A 19,355-nucleotide genomic window follows, 5' to 3' on the forward strand; every position below is an offset into this window, starting at 1 on the left:
CCCACCATCCGCTGAGAAGACGAACGGGCCGGCTCGGGAAGAGACCGGCCCGTTCGGGCTTTCCATTGACGCCGCCCTCGCGGCGGACGCGCGGGAGCGCCTCGCCGCCGTCGAGGCCCTCCTGCTGGACTGCGTGCGCGGCGAGGACCCGCTGCTCAGCGACGCCTCCAGGCACCTGGTCGAGGCGGGCGGCAAGCGCTTCCGGCCGATGCTGGTGCTGCTCGCGTCCCACTTCGGCGACCCCGCCGCGCCGGGCGTCGTGCCCGCGGCGGTCGTCGTCGAGCTGACCCACCTCGGCACGCTCTACCACGACGACGTGATGGACGAGGCGACCGTCCGGCGCGGGCAGCAGTCCGCGAACTCCCGCTGGACGAACACCGTCGCGATCCTCACCGGCGACTACCTGTTCGCCCGCGCGTCCGACCTGCTCGCCGACCTCGGGCCGGACGCCGTCCGGATCCAGGCGCGGGCGTTCGCGCGGCTCGTCCGCGGCCAGATCCAGGAGACCGTCGGGCCCGGCTCGGAGGCCGACCCGCTCAAGCACTACCTGCAGGTCCTGTCCGACAAGACCGGGTCGCTGATCGCCGTGTCCGGGCATTTCGGCGCGCTGCTCGCGGGCGCGCCCACGCACGTCGTCGACACGGTCACGTCCGCGTGCGAGAAGATCGGCGTCGCGTTCCAGCTGTCGGACGACATCCTCGACATCGCGTCCGAGACGGAGGAGTCGGGCAAGACGCCCGGCACCGACCTGCGCGAGGGCATCCTCACGCTGCCGATGCACCACGTCCTCGCCGGGATCGGCTCGGGCGCGGACGACGCGCGGCTGCGGGAGCTGCTCGTCCAGGACCTGTCCAAGGACGACGCGCTGCACGCCGAGGCCCTCGCGCTGCTGCGCGCCCACCCGGCCATGGACCGCGCCCGCGCCGACCTGCGCCGCTGGGCCGAGGACGCCCGCGCCGAGCTCCTCACCCTCCCCGCCATCCCGGCGCGCGACGCCTTCACGCACCTCTGCGACTACGTCGTCTCCCGCACGGGCTGACGAGGGCCTCCACGCGAGAAGCGGCGGCGGGCACCGGATTCCCTCCGGCGCCCGCCGCCGCTTCGCGTCAGACCTGCTGGGGCGCGGGCGCGTCGACCAGCCCGCGGACCTTCATCGCGTGCAGGACGAGATCGATCAGCACCTGCTTGCACGAGTCGATCTTGCGGGCGTCGCAGAGCATCACCGGGACCTTCGGGCCCAGGTTCAGCGCCATCTGGATCTCCGCGAGGTCGTAGCGCTTGGCGCCCTCGAAGCAGTTCACCGCGACGACGAACGGCGTCTGGCGGCGCTCGAAGTAGTCCACGGACGGGAAGCAGTCGGACAGCCGCCGCGTGTCGGCGAGGACGACCGCGCCGAGCGCGCCGAGCGCCACCTCGTCCCACATGAACCAGAAGCGCTTCTGGCCGGGCGTCCCGAACAGGTACAGGACGTACTCGTTCCGCATGGTGATGCGGCCGAAGTCCATCGCGACGGTGGTGGAGTCCTTGCGCTCCACCCCGGAGATGTCGTCCACGCCGACGCCCACGTCGGTGAGGAGCTCCTCGGTCCGCAGCGGCTGGGTCTCGGAGACCGTGCCCACCATGGTGGTCTTGCCGACGCCGAAGCCGCCCGCGATCACGATCTTGACCGCGGTGGGGAGCCGGCGGGCGCGCACTTCTCGTCTAGAGGGCCCGGAGACCATCGATCACCGCCTTGTAGAGCCTGATGTCGTGCATGTCCGCCTCCGGTTCGGGTTCCTGCATGGAGACGAACCCCTTGTCGAGCAGGTCGCCGAGCATCACCCGAACGGTCGCGACGGGAAGGTCGAGGTGGCCGGTGAGCTCGGCGACCGACATCACGTTCTGGCAGAGCCGGATGATGGCGAGGTGCTCAGGGCCGAGGCCGATCGTGCCCTCGGGTTCGGGACCGACCGCCACCACCAGGGTGATGAGGTCGAACTTGCCGCGGGTCGGCTCGATCCGCCCGCTGGTCATCACGTACGGCCGGACCATCGGGCCGGCGTGCTCGTCGAGGAACCGGTCCTCGGCGGGGGGCGCCGGGGGAGCCGGGTCCTCCGGCCAGGGGTCCTGGGCCGGGTCGTCCGGGGGGATCATGTCGATCGGCCCTCCGCGGCGGGCTCGGTGCGCGTCGGTGTGCTGAGGTGGTGGCCCATGCTCGTGACCAGCATGGCCATCTCGTAGGCGATCAGGCCGACGTCGGCGTCCTCGCCCGCGAGCACCGCGATGCAGGCGCCCTTACCGGCGACCGTGACCAGCAGGAACGCCGACTGCATCTCGACGATCGTCTGCCGGACGGGCCCGCCGCCGAACCGCGTCCCGGCGCCCTTGGCGAGGCTCTGGATTCCGGCGGCGACCGCGGCGAGGTGCTCGCCGTCGTCCTGCGGGAAGCCCTCCGACGAGGCCATGAGCAGGCCGTCCGCGGACAGCACCACGGCGCTGCGCGCGTGCGGGAGCCGGTGGACCAGGTCGTCCAGCAGCCAGCCCAGATCGGAGGAGGAACCGGTCTTCTGCGTCACTGATCTGCCTCGCCTTCCGCTGTTTCGGTGCCGGTGTCCCCTGGTTCGACGCCGTCCGCCCCGACCCGCGCGGCGATCTTCGTCCGCCGATGTGAGTTGCGGAAGGGCATCAACAAGTCCTCAACGATTTCCCGAGCGGCCCACGGACCGCCGCGACGGGGGGTTCGGGGGCCGTGGTGTCCAGGCCTGCGGCGCGATAGGTAAGCCATCGCCTCCGCATCGCCAGTACCTTAGCAACGTTGCGGGCTCAGAAGATGTACTTTGTTCCCCTCATCTGAGGGTTTTTGCTATTACCGCCCTGCCCTGTGGTGCAAAAGACATGAACGATGTGTTGATGTCAGCTCTGTTCGATGGTATGGACGTACTTCCCGGCGAGATGCCGAGCAGCCAGGACGGACGCGCGCACCACGGCGACCGGTAGGTAGAGGTCCTTGTCGTGCCAGAGCGCGGGGCCGAGAAGACGTCCATTGTCGGAGGGCGCCGGGAGAAATTCGTACCCCCGAGTTATGGATTCCTTGTATTTCCCTGCCGGGTCCTTCGCGGTGAGCTCGGCGGCGTCGGCCGGCGACGGCAGCAGTATCTGAAGCGCGTACGCCGTTTCCTCCACCGTCCCTGCCCAGAGGCCCCATGAGCCGTCCGGGCGCTGGGTGTCCAGGACCCACGCGCGGGCGCGGGCGAGGGTTCCGGCCGCCCTGCCGCCGCCGAAACGGCTCAGCGCCGCGACGCAGCACAGCGTCGCGTAATAGGGGGAGGCGTGCCATCGGTCGGTCCAGCTTCCGTCGTCACGCTGCTGGTCGCAGAGGAGCGTCACGAGGTCGCCGACCGTCTTCGTGTATCGCGGAATGGACACCGAAGGCGTCTCTCCCGTTCTGAGGATGTCGCGCAGGTACTGGCCGAACGCCTCAAGCACATGGGCGTTGACCGTGACGGAGAATCCCTCTTCGCCGGGCCAGGTGCAGAAATGCGTCGGCGTCTCGTAGGCCCATAGCGCCTCCGGGGATCTCGGCTTTCCGAGCAGGCCGAGCGCGTAAAGGACGGCGGAGGTCGTGTCCGCGTCCGCCGGGAGGCCCTCCGCCGCCGGGGTGCCGGTCGGTCCGAGCGCGGCGGCGAGTCCGTCCAGCAGCGTGGGCGGCGCGCTGGACACGATCCCCGTCCGGGCGAGCGTGCTGAGGACCCACGCGCGCTCGAAGACGGTGATCGGCGCGCCGCAGGGCACCGCTCCCGCGTGCTCGTCGGAGACGGCCTCCAGGAACAGCCGGGCCGGGTGGCGCGGCTCCCGCGCGCCGCGTTCGCCGAGCCACGCGGCGGTGGCCGCCGGGGACGCGCCGACCGCCCCGACCGGGCCCGGACGGATCGTCCGCGCCTCGCGCGCGAGGTCGCCCGTCACCTCCAGGGCGTGGGTCATCTTGTCCGGGAGGGCGGCGCCCGCGGTGAGGGCGGCGCGCATCTTGGCCAGGCGCGTCCCGTCCAGGCCCTTCGGGTTCCCGAGCCGGGCCTCGGGCACGGGCCCGACGACGGGGTCTTTGCCGTCCAGCTCGTCCAGTTCGTCCAGGTGCCGGTTGATCGAGCCGACGAGTGAGTCGACGATCAGGTCGTTGGCGGGCATGTCCGGGAATCTGGTGAAGTCCAGGGCGGGCAGCCGCCGGAGGAGCAGGGGCAGCGACCGGCCGAGCGCGTCCGCCGCCTCCCTCGGATCAACGCCGTCCGCCCGCCGGAAACCGTGCGAGTCGCCGTCGTCGAGGCCGCGGACGACCGTGAGCAGCGCCTCCACCGCGCTCAGCGTCGGGACGACCGCGTACGCGCCGGGCGCGCCCCACATGCCGTCCGGACGCTGCGCGTCCAGGATGTGCCTTACGCGCCGCGCGTGCCCCGCCAGCCACGGCGTCAGCGAGACCACGCGCCCGGTCTCGTAGATCGACGGAGATACGTGTCCCCAGGGGCGGCTGAGGAGTCCGCGCAGGAGTTCGCGGGCCGCTCCCGCCACGTCGTCGGAGTCCTCCTCCCGTCTGGCCCCCGACGGCGTCGCGCATTTGCGGCTCACAATTCCTCCTAGGGGGTCGGTCCCGCCTTGGCGTTCGATGCGGAATTCGAACTGCCATTCGAAATGGCGGGCCAGGCACGGATGACCGGCCAATGGTGTCGCGGGCGGCCTCGCCGGGTGAGTGACCATGAGCGCCTCGGTCGCGTGGGCGGGACCGGGTACCGGCATCGGCGGACATTCTCGATCCCTTTGTACGGCTGCCTCGGGGAAGCCCCTGGTGGGGGGAACTGAGAGTTGTCGAGCATGCAGAAGTTGAAGGTGCCCTTTGGTGCTAGATGGGCATTCTGACCGAGTTACTGGAAGTATCACATGATCATTTGACGAAAACAAGCGCCCGAGCGGCGGAAATTGTGCGTATCCGTGGGTGACCTGCCTCACCTTGCAAGCGATATGTCACCTCAGTCAATGGCTCTTGACAGGGCGGGCGCAGTTGTTCGCACTTCATGATCAATTAAGTGATCGAGGTCGGCCGAATTCGCGCTACGGCCTAGCGGGCCGTGCTCAGCAGGGTCGGCCAGACGAGCCGTCCGGCCACTCTGAGCTGGCCTTTCACCGAAAGTCGGCCGCAGCGCGCGGTGACCGTGTAGGCGCCGGGCTCGGTGTCCTCGCGGACGGTCGCCGTCCCCCGCACGACCGGCCTGGCGAACGCCTCGGACGTCACCTCGCGCGTGCGGTCCGCGCACCGGGGGGAGGAGACCTCGACCCGCTCGCCGGGGCGCGCCACGTCCGGCCTCACCCGGACCTCGTCGTGGTGCGTCGCGGTCGCCTCACCCGTCCCCGGCGCCAGCATTCCCGCCGCGACGAGTGCCGATCCCAAGACGGTGACGCTGACCAGACGCACCGAGAGCTCCCTTGTATCCGGGCCGTGTGACGTCCGGAACTTTAGCCCCTTCAGACCGTTTCGGGCACCGCTTCGCGACGTGCGGCGGCGACGCCGTCCCACGTCAAGATCACCAGCGCGAGCCATACCAGCAGGAAGCCGGCCCAACGACTGGGCGGCATCTCCTCATGTTGGACAAAAAGCCCGATACCGAACTGAAGCACCGGCGCTAGGTACTGCAGCATCCCGATCACGGACAGCGGGAGCCTGATCGCCGCCGCGTTGAACAGCATCAGCGGCACGGCGGTCACCACGCCCGCGAGCGCCAGCAGCACCGCGTTCCCCACGCCGTGGTGCCCGAACGCCGCATCGCCCCGTCCCTCCAGGACGAGCACGAACCCGAGCGCGGGCAGGAACATCATCGCCGTCTCGACCGCCAGACCCTCCGCCGAAGGCATGTCGACGAACTTCTTGAGCATCCCGTAGACCCCGAAGGCGAGGCCCAGGACCAGCGCGATCCACGGCGGACGCCCGTAGTCGGCGGTCAGCACGACCACGGCGGCCGTCCCCATCCCGACCGCCCACCACTGCCGGGGCCGCAGCCGCTCGCGGAACACCGCCACGCCGAACATCACGCTGATCAACGGGTTGATGAAGTAGCCGAGCGCGGCCTCGATCGTCCGGCCGCTGTTGACGGCGTAGATGTAGGTGCCCCAGTTGACGCTGATCACCGCGGCCGCCAGCGCCAGCAGCAGGCAGCGGCGCCAGGTCAGCATCCGGAGCCAGCCCCGGTTCCGCGACACCGCGAGGACGACGGCGACCGCCACCAGCGACCACATGATCCGGTGCGCGAGGATCTCGACCGCCCCCGCGGGCTCCAGCAGCGGCCAGTACAGCGGAAACAGGCCCCACAGCCCATACGCTGCGATCCCGTACAGCATCCCCCGCTTCACCACGAGGGCAACCTACCAGCACGTAATCAGTCAAAATCACCCACACTCATGTCTGCGCTCGCGAGCTAGGCTGGAGGCATGTTCGGCTTCGCGAAGACCCAGATGGTCAGCCCCGACAAGGCCCTCCCGGGACGGGACGAGCCCATCCCGGTCCCGCCCCGCCACGAGGTCCTCGACGCCCCCCTCGCCCCGCCCTACCCGGACGGCGCCGAGATCGCCGAGTTCGCCCTCGGCTGCTTCTGGGGCGCCGAGCGCATGTTCTGGCAGACCCCCGGCGTCCTCTCCACCTCCGTCGGCTATGAAGGCGGCTACACCCCGAACCCCACCTACGAAGAGGTCTGCAGCGGCCTGACCGGCCACGCCGAAGCCGTCCGCGTCGTGTACGACCCGTCCGAGATCAGCTACGAGGAGCTGCTCCGCGTCTTCTGGGAGTCCCACGACCCCACCCAGGGCATGCGCCAGGGCAACGACGTCGGCACCCAGTACCGCTCGGCCATCTTCACCCGCAGCGAGTCCCAGCAAAAGGCCGCCGAAGCCTCCCGCGACGCCTACCAGCCCGTCCTGACGAAGTCCGGCTACGGCCCCATAACCACCGAGATAACCCCGGCCACCGACTTCTACTTCGCCGAGGACTACCACCAGCAGTATCTTTCAAGCAATAAAAACCCGAACGGCTACTGCGGCATAACCGGCACCGGCCTGACCTGCCCCGTAGGCGTAGCCCCCACCGAATAGTCGGTGATCTAGGGAACGGTCGTCAGGCCGCGTGTGTGTCGAGCACTTCCCGCACTTCGGGGACATGCCGGTACGGCTCTAGCTTCGTGAGGACGATGCGTCCGCGCTGAGCCGTGCGTTCGCTGGCGGAGTCGGCCGAGAGGTCGAGCATCCGGCGCGCGGTCTTGGCGGCTTCCTCTGGTTCGTAGGCGTCGACCAGGGCGACGGCGAGCCATGAGAGGTAGAGGGCGAGTTCGCGGGTGTGCGTTGAGTCGTACCGGCTGAGCACTTCTTGCAGGAGCGGGACGGCGCGCAACGGCTTACGAAGCTCTGTGTAGACGCGGGCGTCCATCACGTCGAGTTCCTCGGGCGAGACCCAGTAAGCCCAGTCCGGAGACGCGTGCGAGTCTTCAACGGCCATGGCTTCGTGGGCTTCGGTGAGTGCCCGCATTGCCGCTTGGGCTTCGCCCGCCTTGGTGTGCGCCCATGCGACCCGATCGAGGTAGAGCGCGCGGGCCTTGGCGGGTGCGTCGGGGCCTGCCTCGTTCAGCGCGGCACGGGCGAGGCTCAGACCGTCGTCTTCGTGACCGGTGTTGGAGAGCTGATAGGCCAGGCTTCCGGCAAGGTTGCCCACGAGAGCGTGGTCTCCGGCCTCCCTAGCGGCCGAGACTCCGAGCCGATAGGCGCGCTCCGCCTGGTCGTGTTCGCCCGCGTCGCTTGCGATCCACCCTGCGATCTGGGCTATTTCCCCGATGCTGCTGAGAAGTGAGCGGCCGGTCTCCTCGGAATGCCTCGTTTCTCGGTAGAGCCGGACGGCTCCGTCCAACTCCCTAAGCGCCGGGGCAAGCAGATCGCCTCCGGCGATGACGTCATCAGCGAGCCGTAGGCCATGCGCCCGGTCAGCCAAAGCGGCCGCTGTAGAGGCTCCGACCCGGCGTCCCGATTCACTCGCCAGTGGCCCAAGATCCACATCGTGATCTGGAAGGAAGTAGGCGAGCGCCTCCGCCGGACTGCGCGGCCCAGTTCCAATGTCTTCGCCCCGCGCATGGGCTGCTCCGCGCTCAAGGGTGTCGAGTGGCACGCTCAGGGCCGTCGCGAGAGCTGGAAGCCAGACATCAGGGATGCGCTCGCCTCGCTCCCATCGGCTGATCTCGTGCCGCGTCACAGAAGCGACACCTGAGATCTGGCACAACGTCTCCGCCAATTGGCGCTGACTCTTGCGTGCGTCCCTACGCAACTGCGCCAGGTACGCGCCAAACCGCTTCCGCTTCGCGTCGCCCACGGTGGCCCCTCCCTCCCCTCAAGTCTGGCCCCTCCCTGGCTCCCTAGCTGGTGCCTCCGAGAGATCCGGCGAGAAAGACAGGCTCAGAGCCCATGGAACGGGCGGCATCCCTCGCCGGTCAACCAGGTCGGCAACGGATCGGCCTCGGCGGCGTTGCTTCCGCTCAACCCCCGTGTTCGACGGAAGGAACAGCCATGGCAGACGGTATGGGCAAGCCGCTGGACACGTTGGCAGTGCAGCTCTTACAGCGGGGGTGCCGCGTGGAGGTATACGGGGGCACCCTCACGGTGTCGTTGGGCGTGCGTGGTGAGCGGGTGATCGCCTGCGATGGTGTGCGTTTCCGGTGGGGTGGTGAGCGCGGTCACGTCGTCGGCTTGGTGGGTGCGGAGTCGGCGGCGGCGGACCGTGCGGTGCTGGTGTTGCGGCAGACCCGGCGGTGGTCGTGACGATCCGCTGTGCGTCGGCGGGCGCGGGGTCTGCCGGGACGCTGGAGGTGACGTTCGGGGCGTCGGTGACGGCTCCGGCTCAGGTGCGGATGCTGGTGGGGTTGCGGCTGGCGTCCTGGGGGCTGGGCGGACTGGTCGATGACATGGCGGTGATCGCCAGTGAGCTGGTGACCAACGCCGTGCGGTGGGGCGGTGAGCGGGAGATCCGGGTGCGATTCACGCGCGAGCCCGCTGGGGTGCTGCTGGCGGTCTGGGACTCCTCGGACGACAGGCCGATCCGCAAGCGGGCGCTCGGGGTGATGCCCGATGAGGTGGCTGCGGACGCAGATGCTCTGAACCCCGGCCAAAAGGCCGGGATGAGCGGTCGGGGCCTGCCGCTGGTGGAGGCGTTGGCCTCGGAGTGCGGGGTGACCGTGACCGCTCCGGCCGGGAAATGGGTGTGGGCCCGACTGGCCGCATGACCTGCGCGGCCAGTCGGCAAACGAAGCGATCAGCGGAAGGACGCGGGAGATGGTTGGCGGCGTGCGTCGGAGGGTCGGCCGGTGGCAGGTGGTGCTGCGCTGGCGGACGCTGCTGGACGATGACACGGCGGTGCGGAACCTGGAGCTGCTGGCGGTCGCGCTCAAGCCCAAGGGCTGGCGGTGCGTGCCGCTGTACGAAAAGGAGGAGTTTGGGTTCCCGGTGCCGCTGCTGTGGGTCTACGCCAGCGGCGCGGCCGATGACATCGGTGCCGTGGTGACCGCGCGGGCGACTCCGGGCGGGACGTGGGCCTACTACGAGGCGGGCAAGGGACGCGCCGGGTACCTGTCCCCGTGCGGCGACACCAAGTCTGCGGCCCACCGGCTGGACCGGCTGCTGAAGTTCCGGATGTTCCCCAACGCCGAATGGACCTGAGGGCTACGGCTTCCCCTGCGCGGGGCTGCCTCGGGTTTCGCGGTGCGGTACGTGCGGGCCGTCCACGACGGGGCGGGGCGGTGGTCGGGGCCGCGCCGCGAACGGCCCCTAGGCCGCACGCGCAAGGCGCGGCGGCCGTCCACGGTCCCGCCCCGCGGTGGACGGGCCCAGCCATGCCACCCCGGCCCCCGCGTTCCCACCAACAAGGTTGGCGCCATCAGCTCCTGCGCTAGCAGGCCCGTGTACTCCGCGCAGACCGTTCCGGGGTGCTCGTTCGCGCGAACGGCGCGCAAGGTGTGACAGACAGTTTCGCGCGAACGAGCACCCCGGCTGGCGGGGGTCCAGGGGGCGGCGCAGCCCCCTGGTTCGAGCCCGCTCAACTGATTCTTGGCCCACCCCGAACCTGGTTCTCTAGACGCTCGTAGGGGCGATGAGGACCATCGGGCACGACGGAGCGTGTCAGCTTCTCACGTTGCGAACCCTCGTAGGGGCGATGAAGACCCGCCGACCAGACGGTGTACGTCACCCCGGACGGGTTGCGAACCCTCGTAGGGGCGATGAAGACCCCATGGTAAAGCCGCTGGGTGGAAGCTGGCTGGGCGGACGTGCATGAGGTGTGGTTGCAGCGAACCTCCGGTTGTGTGCGAGGCCCCGGCGTGTCGCTGAAATCATCAAGATCGATCTCGTCGGCGAGCACGTTTGTGGCTTCTCCGACGGGCCCGGTCGCTCGTACGTTCTTGGGTGGGTTCTTGGGGCTGGACTTGTCGTTGTTGGTGAACTGGGGGGACCGGCGTTCGTGGGCGTAGGCACCGCTGTCGGGCGTGGTGCTGTAGCCGCGTGCGAAGCTGGCCGTGCCGCATTGCCCGAGGTCGTCGGCGCGGTGGATCGTGGAGACGCTGGTCGCCGCGTGGGGCCTCGGCGTCGGACTCAACGTTGTCCAGGCGGTGGGCGTTGCGGGTGTCTGAGAGCAAACCGTCGTACTCTCGGTGCGTTTCGGCGGGGGGATGCGTGGCGGTGCTGCTGTGCGGGCGGGATGGCCTCAGGGCTGCGGCGGTGGGCCAGAACTGCGCTTTCACAAGTGAGGTTCGCATCTGGGGCGGACGTGCAGTGGCAGCCTTCTTCGGGAAAGAAGGAGGGGGGTGGGGGCGCTGGGCTTCTTTTCGATCTCCGAGACAAGTCCGGGAGTCTACTTTCACCCACCCCCCTTAAGCCGCGGACCCGCGATGGGTGCTCAGACCGACTTCAACACACCGCACAGTAGCGACAGCCTCCGACGCAGTGGCGCGGCTTCCGGGCCCGTAGGGCGCGGCCTTGAGTTCGGGGGCCTTCTCGAGGCCGGGTGGTCTGGGCTGGCTCCTTCTAGAGGCCCGTAATGTTTCTGTGCTGGTCTTGGGTGGTCTCGCTTGGTGGATGTGCTTGCGGGCTTGAGTTGGCTAGCCGTTTGCCGTTGAGGCTGTTGCGCTTGTGGACGTCGGCTGTTTGTTGCCAGTTAGGAGGATGTGCTGATCAGGATGAGTGCTACTGCCGCGGCCGCGGCTAGTGCGGCGCCGAGGATTGCGAGCGGGATTCGGTTGGGGTGGCGTTCGGCCCACGACGCCAGGCCCGGATATGTCTTGTCGAACTCTTTTCCGCTGGCGAAGTTGCCAGGGCCGCTGCTCGGCACGTCGAGCGTCTCGACCAGTCGGTCTATGTCCTCGCGCCTGTAGTAGCAACGTTCACTCTGGTGAGCAACTTGCCGTGTGCGTCGAGTAGGAAGAGGCTTTCGCCTGCTCCTCCGTTCGGCATGTGGATCGTCGCGCGCATCGCCCTGGTGACGTGTGAGCGTGGTCGGCGCTGGCGGACGAACGGCCCCCGCAGGACGATCTCGTGAGAGGTCAGGGTGATGCGGGAAGTGAGGAGGACTGCCGTCCCCAGTGTGATCAGTACGGCCCAGATGGCGCCCACGATTGGGGCGAACACCGGTGGAGCGTCGCCGATCAGGATCGCGGCGACGATTCCTACGCCGCTCAATCCCATAGCGACCAACACCGTCAGGCCGGTCCCGAGACCTGGCCGCAGTTCGAGGGTCGGCTGAATATCACGCACGTCAACGTCCCCCTTCTGCCAGTCCGTCAGAGGTTGCCACATCGGTGGCCGACTTCAGGACGCGGGGCTGGACGGGGGAGTCAAGGTTCCATGTTGGGTGACGCCGTGCGTTGTCTGGTCGCGGGAGGCGGGCCAGCCGTGGGGCTGGGGGAGTGGCGAGTTCGGGACGTGGCGGTGGGGCGAGGTGTTGTCGGGCCAGGGGCTTTGACGAGCGGATGCGCGGCTGAGTCGGCCTGGCTGCCTGAGCCCTTGAGGGCGGAAAATCGATGGCTGCTTGGGATTGGTCGGGTCATTCTGGGAGGCATGGGAGAAGTGCAGCGTGAGATTCGTGCTCTCTATTCGGCGTTGACCGTCACCGTCTACCAGGCCTATGCGCCGGACATCGGGTTGCCCGCTGTGCAGGAGGGGCGGTTCCCTGATGGGTGGAAGAGGGATCGGATGACGTGGGTCAAGCCGTCCTTCCTGTGGATGATGTATCGGTGCGGTTGGGGCACGAAAGCGGGGCAGGAGACCGTTCTCGCCGTGGAGATCACACGTGAGGGCTTCGACTGGGCATTGCGGAGCTCATGCCTTTCGCACTACGAGCGCGGGCTGTACGCGGACCGGGATGCCTGGCGTCGTGAGCTCAAGCGTGCGCCCGCTCGGGTGCAGTGGGATCCTGAGCGTGACCTGCGCGGGCGGGCCTTGCCGTATCGCTCGCTGCAGCTTGGGCTGTGTGGCGAGGCCGTCCGGCGGTATGCGGATGAGTGGATCGTCTCTATAAGAGATGTTACGCCGCTGGCTCGGGAGATTCAGGGGCTGGTCAGGGGTGGTCGGATGGAGGCTGCGGCTCGACTTCTGCCTCGGGAGCGTCCTTATGGGTAGGGCTGGCTGGTATGGGGTTCGTTGCGTTTTTCGGTGGGTGCACGAGGGGCGGCAGGTTTATGAGGAGAACGTAACAGTCTGGCGCGCTGGGGATTTCGGGGAAGCCATCGAGAAGGCCGAGGCTGGGGCTTTTGAGTATGCGGCCGGGTGTGATGGGCAGTATCTGGAGTTCGCCCAGGCTTATTTCATTGGCGAGGATGAGGTGATCGGTGAGGGTACTGAAGTTTTCTCGTTGATGCGGGAGAGTGAGCTTGGGGCGCGTGATTACGTCACCAGGTACTTTGACACGGGAGACGAGCGTCAGGGGAATGTGTTCCTCGGTTGAGGATCGTCGGGTTGGCGGGTGGCTTTGGTGAAGGTCTTGTATGTGTTCGCGTGTGGGGCTCCGGCGGCTTCTGAGCTTCCGGAGCTCGTAGAGCGGGCGCAGGGTGCGGGATGGGATGTCCGGGTGATCGCTACCCCGATGGGGGTCAAGTTCCTGGACGTTGAACGGCTCGTCGCTCTTACCGGCGCGCCCGTGCGGAAGGATTTTCGGTTGCCGCATGAGACGTCCAATGGGCTGCCTCCCGCTGATGCCGCCGTGGTTGCGCCCCCCACCTTTAATACGATCAACAAATGGGCACTGGGGATTACCGACACGGTTGTCGTTGGCATGCTTTGTGAGCTCGTCGGCATGGGTGTTCCAGTGCTGGCCGTTCCGCAGGTCAAGGCCGAGTTGGCCAGTCATCCCGCCTTCAAAACCCATCTGGACGTTCTCCGCTCCATGGGCGTCCGCGTCCTATTCGAGGCGGGCGCGCCGATGCCGAGCTGGGAAGACGTCCTGGCGGCGCTGGACGGGTGAGACGACTGGTCGCGAGGTTGCCGTCCCGTCCCGGCGAGTGCCATGATCCGCCAGGTAAAGCCCCTGAAGCTGTTCGAGACCACGTCCGGCAAGTTCTCGTTGCTGTTGGACGCGGGAACCACCCAAGTAGACGAAACCGTCGTGGAACTCGGCCATGAGCCGAACGGCTACTTCTGGGAAGGCGTGGCGCAATTCCTCGTCAGCACCGAGGCGAAAACGCTCGACGGGCGGTTCTCGTACGACCCCGAAGCGGGAATGTTCTGCGCCTACGGCGCCGACCGCGACGCGCTTCAGGAACTGGGCGAACTGATGAGCGCCGTCGCCGCAGACGCCGATCGGATGCGCGCTCTCGTCGCCGCCGCCACGGCCGCCGGATTCGAGTTCGACGACTGACCGACCGCCTCCCGCCGAGGTCTGGACTGTTGGACTGGGTTCCATTAAGGTCCGTCTGCGCCCGGCCCGCGGCCTGTTCCGGGGCGGGTGGCCTCGGCGGGAGGATCCTCGATGGTGGATTCATTCGATGGCGCGTTGCGCGCGGCGATCCAGGCGCGGGGGCTGAGCCTTGAGCGGCTCCATGTGCGGCTCGCCGAGCGCGGAATCCACGTCAGTGTGGCGAGCCTCAGCAATTGGCAGCGCGGCAGCAGCCGTCCGGAAAGGTCGCGGTCGCTGTCGGCGGTCCGGGCGCTCGAAGGAATTCTGGAGGTGCCGCCGGATTCGCTGTCCGCGCTGCTCGGGCCGCGCCGGCCGCGCGGGCGGTGGGTGCACCAGGTGCCCGGCGCGCTGTCGTACCGGGACGTCAGTCAGGTGCACGCCAGCGTCGACACCCTCCTCGGGCAGATCCGCAACCCGGTGGACGGGCAGCTCCGCTGGCTGAGTTGTGACGAGAGTTTCCGCGTCGGGTCCGACCGCGACGAGCGGTCGGTCCGGACGCGGGCGGTTTTCCAAGCGCGGGTGGACGGCGTCGACAGGCACGTGGCCGTCCACCACTGCGAGAAGGGGATTCTGCCCGACATACGGAGGGCGTCCCACTGCCGCCTGGGTCAGGTCCGCACTGATCCTGGGACGGGTGTCACCGCAATGGAGTTGCTGTTCGAAAAGCCCCTCCGTCGCGGCGACACGTACGTGATCGAGTACGAGTTCGGCTACGGCGGCGGCGGGCCCGAGGCGACGTTCTACCACCGCTGGTTCCGCCATCCGACGCACATGTACCTGCTGCACGTCCAGTTCGATCCGGACGCGCTGCCGGTCCGCTGCCACCGGGTCTGGCAGCCGAACGCGGCGACGCCGAGCACCGACGTGGGGGAGCTTCAACTGTCCGGCTGGTGCGCCGTGCACATGGCCGATATGGAGGTCCGGCCCGGCGTCCACGGCATCCGCTGGGAGTGGGACTGACCCCGGGGCGCGCCCTTTCTCATTTATTGGCCGCCTACACCTTGAAATTCCGCCACGGCGCAGGGGCTTGTCTGGGATTCGCGGCGGGGGGACCATTCCTTTCGACGTTCCGCGGACGTCGAGGGCGCCCGACCACCCCCATCCTTCGACCGTCCCCCAGGAGTGAATTCTCCATGCTTACCCGCACAGCCTGGCGCGCCGCCGTGGGCGCGCTCGCACTCGCGGCCGTGGCCGTGCCCGGCACCGCCGACGCCGCCGCCCTGAAACTCGGCATCACGATGCAGGCCCAGGAAAGGACCAACTGGTGCTGGGCCGCGTCCGGCAACACCGTGGCCGCCTTTATGGGCAGGTCCTACAGCCAGAACCAGTTCTGCAACCTCGCGTTCGGCCGCGCGATGAACTCGTCCTGCCCCAACGACCAGGCGACGCTGGCCAACGACCAGAACGCCTTCCGCCAAATCGGAATCAATCCCGGGAACTACGTCTACGCCTATCTCACCTACGCCGCGATCGTCCGGGAGGTGGACGCGCGACGTCCCATCATCGCCCGCATCCAATGGACGAGCGGCGGCGGGCACATGCAGGTCCTGTACGGCTACGACACCGGTTCGAGCATGGTCTATTGGGGAGATCCCTGGCCCTCGAACTACCGCTACAACTGGGCGTCGTACAACTACTACGTCAGCAACAACTCGTTCTTCTGGACCCATTCCCTCGACTACATCGGCGCCTGAGGAGACGTGAGATGAAACTGTTCGCAGGTCTCGCGCTCACCGGCGCGATCGTGATCATGGCGGCTCCGGCGGCCGCCGCGTCCCCCGCCCCGGCCCGGCCCCCGGCCGCCGACGTGGCCGCCGCCCGGCAGGTCGCCGAGGCGGCGTCCCCGACCGTCGCCCGCTTCTTCGCCGCCCGCGGCGGCACCGCGAAGATCACCGCCAGTGCGGCGGCGCGGATGGCGCCGAGGCTGACCGGCCCGACCGTGCCCGTCTACGAGCTCGACCCCGGCTTCGTCACGGGACGTTCCGCCACGGTCGCGCGGCTGTCCTTCCTCGCCACCGAGGCGGTCTCGGCCGACGGGCAGCGCGCCTCGGTCTGGGCCGTGCGCCAAGACGGGGCCTGGCGGCTCGCCAACATCGCGTCCGGCGCGGATGAGGAGACCTACGCGCGCAACACCGGAACCGTCTTCCGCGAGCCGCAGATCAACGGCTGGTACCGCCTGGACGGCGGCCGCGTCTACCCGCTAAACGCGGAAGCGCAGCAGGTCACGGGCGCGCCGTCCGTCCCGCTGGCGTCCTACCAGCGGGCGGTGCGCGGACGCTACGGAGACCGCCTGCCCGGCTCGGCCTACGACCGGGAGGGCATGGCGGGAGGCTACGGCCCGAAACCCGGCGAAACCCGAGACAACAGCGAAGTCCCGGTCGTGTTCGGCGGGTTCGGGCTCGTCCTCGCCGCCGGGGGCGGTCTGTTCCTCCGCCGCCGAATCGCCCGGCGCTGACCTCAGATGGCGGCGCGGGCGACCGCGCCGCCATCGGCCGTCGGCCTGTACGGGTCCGGACGCATATGTCACGATGGGCGGGAGTCCGGAGACGCCATTAGGGCGCTTCGAGACGGTCGAACGGGAGTCGCCATGGCGCGTATTTCGCATGCCCGGGAAATGCAGGACGCATCCGTTTATGGGACGTCCGGCCGGGTCACCGTCCGGGACATCGCAAAGGCTAAAGAGCGCGGCCATCGCTGGGCGATGCTCACCGCCTACGACGCGATGACCGGCGCCGCGTTCGACGAGGCCGGGATCCCGGTCATTCTCGTCGGGGACACGATGGGCAACAACCATCTCGGATACGACTCGACCGTCCCGGTGAGCCTGGACGAGATCGCCCTCCTCGCGGCGGCCGTCGTCCGAGGAACCGAACGTGCCCTCGTCATCGGCGACCTGCCGTTCGGCAGTTATCAGCAGGGGCCCGAGCAGGCCCTGAAAAGCGCCTTGCGACTGGTCAAAGAGGCCGGGGTGGGCGCGGTCAAACTGGAGGGCGGAGAGCGGAGCGCATCCCAGATCAGCGCGATCGTGTCAGCGGGAATTCCGGTGATGGGGCACGTGGGATTGACGCCCCAGTCGGTGAACGCCTTCGGCGGTTATCCGGTGCAAGGACGCGGCGACACGGCGGCGCGGCGACTCCTCCGGGACGCGCGAGCCGTCCAGGACGCGGGCGCGTTCGGAGTCGTCCTGGAGGCGGTGCCCGGAGAACTCGCCTCGCAGGTCACCGACGTGCTGGCCATTCCCACCATCGGCATTGGCGCCGGGCCGGAATGCGACGCTCAGGTTCTCGTCTGGACCGACGCGCTCGGCGTGACACCGGGTCGGCTTCCCCGCTTCGTCAAGCGGTACGCGGACGTGCGGCAGACCATGGTCGAAGCCGCCCGCGCCTACGCCGAAGAGGTCGCGGACGGCGCCTTCCCCGCGCCCGAGCACGTCTACCGCTAGAGAGCGGAAGACGGAACTCAGGCGAACTTGTAGCTGGTGTGCGTGAACGTCCCCTTGCCGAAGGCCAGCACCTTCGCCGGACGCACCGCATACACGTAGGCGTCGCCCCCGACGTCGTTGGAGAAGCCGCCGTCGGTCACCCCGAACTGCCATTCCCCGTTCCATTTGGACGTCCAGGCGGCGGCGAGCCGTTCGAGCGTTGGACGGTCGGTCACTCGCTCGGCCTCGCCTTCGACCATGACGTCGAGGCCCGCGTCCCACCGGCCGTCGCCCGTGGTCAGGACGACCTGCGGATTGCCCGCGAGGTTCCGCGTCTTCTGCTCGGACGGCCCGGTGCAGAAATGGAAGGCGCCGTCCAGCCACACGGCCACCAGCGGCGTGACGTGCGGACGGCCGTCGCTCCGAACGGTGGTGATCCAGGACAACTGCGCGTTTTCCAGAACTTCGCGTGCGTTCGCCCATGGCGTGGCCTGTGTACCGGGATCGCTGAACCGTTCGTCCAGCCGGGAAACGGGTTCGCTCATAGTCGCTCCTCAATGGGACGGCCTGAATGACGGACGCCCCGACCGTACTGGTCGGCACTGACATTCGAGCGGACCCGGACGGTAGGGTCGGGGGATGGCGTTCGAGATTGTGTGCGAGGTCGAACCGCCCATGAAGCCGGATCTCACCAGAGTCCGGCATCAGATCGGCGTGTTGAGCCCTGTCGCTGATTCTTTCCTGATCCCTGACAACCACATTGGGCGGGCGACCGTGTCCAGCGTGGCGGTCGCCCACGAAGTGCAGGCGATGGGCGCGCGGGGCATCGCGTGCCTCAACTCCCGCGACCGCAATCTGCTGGGATTCCGCCGCGACCTGCTGACCGCCGCCGCGTACGGCGTCGACCGTTTCCTGTTCGTTTACGGCGACAAACCGTCCATCGGCGGCCGGACGAGCGAACTGACCGTCCGCGCGATGATGGACGAGACCCGCGCCGCCGCCGAGGACGCCGTTTTCGCGGGCTGCGGGCCGTTCCGGATCGGCGTGACGACCGGCCTGCGCAAAACGCCCGAGTGGAAGCGTTCCGCCGACTTCACGTTCGTCCAGGTGAGCTATTCGGTGGACGATCTGCTCCGCTGGCGCGACGACGCCCGGCTGAACGGCCCCGTCTACGCCGGAGTGATGGTGCTGGCGAGCGCCGGGATGGCGCGCAATCTGGCGGCCGCCATTCCCGACATCGCCATTCCCGCCGAACTCGTCGACGCGGTCGAACGGGACGGGCGGGCGGGCGTCGCGGCGGCCTGCGAGCAGGTCCTCGCGATCCGGGACAGCGGCGCGTTCGACGGCGTCCACCTGGTGCCGGTCAGCCGGTACCGGGAGGTCGCGGCCCGGCTCGAACGCGAGCTGTGAGGCGTGGAGCCGGGTGTGCGCGCGGAGACGTCCCTGCTGGTCGAGGACGACGACACGGCCATCAGCGCGGGCAGCGGCGACGTTCCCGTGCTCGCGACGCCGCGCCTTCTGGCGCTCGCCGAGGAGGCGACGGTGAAGACCGTCCGGCCCTTTCTGGGCGAGGACAAGACGTCGGTCGGGACGCGCGTCGAACTGGAGCACCGTGCGGCCAGTCCGGTCGGCGCCCACGTGACCGTCGAGGCCGAACTCCGTGAGGTGGACGGGCCCCGGCTCGTCTTCGGGTTCACCGCCACGGACGAGCGCGGAACGGTCGTGGGCACCGGGGTGATCGAGCGGGTGGTGGTCGACCGGGAACGGTTCCTGGCGCGTTCCGCCCGCTGAAAGCGGTCAGTACGGCAAGAGGCGGCCCGAAGGGGTCCGCAGGTCGGTCGGGCTCGGTTGACGTGGGGGCCGCGGGCGTTTGATGAGCTGCTGCCGTGCCATGGTGATCATCTCCCCCCGAGGGGCGGGATTCAATCGTCGAGCGCGCCTGGTGCGCGCTTCTGTTCGTAGGACGCGCTCGCCGTGCGTGAGGTTCGCAGAGCTTATGCGACTTCG

Annotated in this window: 23 protein-coding genes; 14 read left to right on the forward strand and 9 right to left on the reverse strand. The window is 68.7% G+C overall.

The window, feature by feature from the left end:
- Nucleotides 1–64: 64 nt before the first annotated feature.
- Nucleotides 65–1,039 carry a polyprenyl synthetase family protein gene (locus FXF68_RS25100; RefSeq protein ID WP_246178945.1) on the forward strand — a complete coding sequence of 325 codons (975 nt, stop codon included), beginning with the start codon at nt 65–67 and terminating at the stop codon, nt 1,037–1,039.
- Between the two features lie 67 nt (nt 1,040–1,106).
- Here the strand turns inward: FXF68_RS25100 and FXF68_RS25105 are convergent, their stop codons facing one another.
- From FXF68_RS25105 to rarD, 6 genes are all read right to left on the reverse strand, one after another.
- Nucleotides 1,107–1,721, reverse strand: coding sequence for a GTP-binding protein (locus FXF68_RS25105; RefSeq protein WP_148763252.1), 615 nt, complete (start codon nt 1,719–1,721; stop codon nt 1,107–1,109).
- Complete coding sequence (locus FXF68_RS25110) at nt 1,702–2,133, reverse strand: DUF742 domain-containing protein (protein ID WP_148763254.1); 432 nt, start codon at nt 2,131–2,133, stop codon at nt 1,702–1,704. The genes FXF68_RS25105 and FXF68_RS25110 overlap by 20 nt, the downstream gene beginning before the upstream one ends.
- Nucleotides 2,130–2,555, reverse strand: a complete 426-nt coding sequence (locus tag FXF68_RS25115) for a roadblock/LC7 domain-containing protein (RefSeq protein WP_148347575.1) — start codon at nt 2,553–2,555, stop codon at nt 2,130–2,132. Before FXF68_RS25115 ends, FXF68_RS25110 begins: the two co-directional genes overlap by 4 nt.
- A 337-nt stretch (nt 2,556–2,892) precedes the next feature.
- Entirely contained in the window at nt 2,893–4,596 is a 1,704-nt protein-coding gene (locus tag FXF68_RS25120) for a prenyltransferase/squalene oxidase repeat-containing protein (RefSeq protein ID WP_246178921.1), read from the reverse strand.
- 487 nt (nt 4,597–5,083) lie between these two features.
- Entirely contained in the window at nt 5,084–5,437 is a 354-nt protein-coding gene (locus tag FXF68_RS25125; RefSeq protein WP_148763255.1) for a hypothetical protein, read from the reverse strand.
- A gap of 50 nt (nt 5,438–5,487) precedes the next feature.
- Nucleotides 5,488–6,357 (reverse strand): EamA family transporter RarD, encoded by an 870-nt coding sequence (gene rarD / locus FXF68_RS25130; RefSeq protein ID WP_148763741.1) that lies wholly within the window; start codon nt 6,355–6,357, stop codon nt 5,488–5,490.
- Between the two features lie 90 nt (nt 6,358–6,447).
- Here rarD and msrA point away from each other — a divergent pair, with 90 nt between their 5' ends.
- A complete protein-coding gene (gene msrA, locus FXF68_RS25135) occupies nt 6,448–7,104 on the forward strand; it encodes a peptide-methionine (S)-S-oxide reductase MsrA (RefSeq protein WP_148763257.1) in 657 nt (218 codons plus the stop codon).
- Between the two features lie 22 nt (nt 7,105–7,126).
- On the opposite strand, the gene FXF68_RS25140 is transcribed toward msrA, so the two are convergent.
- The gene (locus tag FXF68_RS25140) at nt 7,127–8,365 is read right to left on the reverse strand and encodes a helix-turn-helix domain-containing protein (protein WP_148763259.1); all 1,239 of its coding nucleotides are present in this window, start codon (nt 8,363–8,365) and stop codon (nt 7,127–7,129) included.
- Between the two features lie 442 nt (nt 8,366–8,807).
- Here FXF68_RS25140 and FXF68_RS25150 point away from each other — a divergent pair, with 442 nt between their 5' ends.
- Together FXF68_RS25150 and FXF68_RS25155 are read left to right on the forward strand one after the other, a co-directional pair.
- Complete coding sequence (locus tag FXF68_RS25150) at nt 8,808–9,272, forward strand: ATP-binding protein (RefSeq protein WP_148763263.1); 465 nt, start codon at nt 8,808–8,810, stop codon at nt 9,270–9,272.
- 61 nt (nt 9,273–9,333) lie between these two features.
- The gene (locus FXF68_RS25155) at nt 9,334–9,705 is read left to right on the forward strand and encodes a hypothetical protein (protein ID WP_148763265.1); all 372 of its coding nucleotides are present in this window, start codon (nt 9,334–9,336) and stop codon (nt 9,703–9,705) included.
- 1,686 nt (nt 9,706–11,391) lie between these two features.
- On the opposite strand, the gene FXF68_RS25160 is transcribed toward FXF68_RS25155, so the two are convergent.
- Nucleotides 11,392–11,790 (reverse strand): hypothetical protein, encoded by a 399-nt coding sequence (locus FXF68_RS25160; protein ID WP_148763267.1) that lies wholly within the window; start codon nt 11,788–11,790, stop codon nt 11,392–11,394.
- 303 nt (nt 11,791–12,093) lie between these two features.
- On the opposite strand from FXF68_RS25160, the gene FXF68_RS25165 reads away from it, so the two are divergent.
- The 8 genes from FXF68_RS25165 (at nt 12,094) to panB (ending at nt 17,369) form a co-directional block, all read left to right on the forward strand.
- Nucleotides 12,094–12,654, forward strand: a complete 561-nt coding sequence (locus FXF68_RS25165) for a DUF4291 domain-containing protein (protein WP_148763269.1) — start codon at nt 12,094–12,096, stop codon at nt 12,652–12,654.
- 37 nt (nt 12,655–12,691) lie between these two features.
- Nucleotides 12,692–12,979: a hypothetical protein gene (locus tag FXF68_RS25170; RefSeq protein ID WP_222870079.1), complete on the forward strand. Its 288-nt coding sequence runs from the start codon at nt 12,692–12,694 to the stop codon at nt 12,977–12,979.
- A 42-nt stretch (nt 12,980–13,021) separates the two neighbouring features.
- Entirely contained in the window at nt 13,022–13,495 is a 474-nt protein-coding gene (locus FXF68_RS25175) for a flavoprotein (protein ID WP_246178948.1), read from the forward strand.
- A gap of 42 nt (nt 13,496–13,537) precedes the next feature.
- On the forward strand, nt 13,538–13,888 hold the full coding sequence (locus FXF68_RS25180) for an Imm51 family immunity protein (protein ID WP_148763275.1): 351 nt from the start codon (nt 13,538–13,540) through the stop codon (nt 13,886–13,888).
- A gap of 114 nt (nt 13,889–14,002) precedes the next feature.
- Entirely contained in the window at nt 14,003–14,887 is an 885-nt protein-coding gene (locus FXF68_RS25185; protein WP_246178922.1) for a helix-turn-helix domain-containing protein, read from the forward strand.
- Between the two features lie 173 nt (nt 14,888–15,060).
- Nucleotides 15,061–15,621 (forward strand): papain-like cysteine protease family protein, encoded by a 561-nt coding sequence (locus FXF68_RS25190; protein WP_148763279.1) that lies wholly within the window; start codon nt 15,061–15,063, stop codon nt 15,619–15,621.
- 11 nt (nt 15,622–15,632) lie between these two features.
- Nucleotides 15,633–16,382 (forward strand): hypothetical protein, encoded by a 750-nt coding sequence (locus FXF68_RS25195; RefSeq protein WP_148763281.1) that lies wholly within the window; start codon nt 15,633–15,635, stop codon nt 16,380–16,382.
- Nucleotides 16,383–16,514: 132 nt separating this feature from the next.
- Nucleotides 16,515–17,369: a 3-methyl-2-oxobutanoate hydroxymethyltransferase gene (gene panB, locus FXF68_RS25200; protein WP_148763283.1), complete on the forward strand. Its 855-nt coding sequence runs from the start codon at nt 16,515–16,517 to the stop codon at nt 17,367–17,369.
- Nucleotides 17,370–17,386: 17 nt separating this feature from the next.
- Here panB and FXF68_RS25205 read toward each other — a convergent pair whose 3' ends face one another.
- Nucleotides 17,387–17,893: a pyridoxamine 5'-phosphate oxidase family protein gene (locus tag FXF68_RS25205; protein WP_148763285.1), complete on the reverse strand. Its 507-nt coding sequence runs from the start codon at nt 17,891–17,893 to the stop codon at nt 17,387–17,389.
- A gap of 238 nt (nt 17,894–18,131) precedes the next feature.
- On the opposite strand from FXF68_RS25205, the gene FXF68_RS25210 reads away from it, so the two are divergent.
- Both FXF68_RS25210 and FXF68_RS25215 read left to right on the forward strand, forming a co-directional pair.
- The gene (locus FXF68_RS25210; RefSeq protein WP_246178923.1) at nt 18,132–18,758 is read left to right on the forward strand and encodes a methylenetetrahydrofolate reductase; all 627 of its coding nucleotides are present in this window, start codon (nt 18,132–18,134) and stop codon (nt 18,756–18,758) included.
- A gap of 15 nt (nt 18,759–18,773) precedes the next feature.
- Nucleotides 18,774–19,139: a thioesterase family protein gene (locus tag FXF68_RS25215; RefSeq protein ID WP_246178924.1), complete on the forward strand. Its 366-nt coding sequence runs from the start codon at nt 18,774–18,776 to the stop codon at nt 19,137–19,139.
- The last annotated feature ends 216 nt before the right edge of the window (nt 19,140–19,355 follow it).

Origin of the sequence: Actinomadura decatromicini (assembly GCF_008121305.1) — a bacterium.
Lineage (GTDB): Bacteria > Actinomycetota > Actinomycetes > Streptosporangiales > Streptosporangiaceae > Spirillospora > Spirillospora syzygii.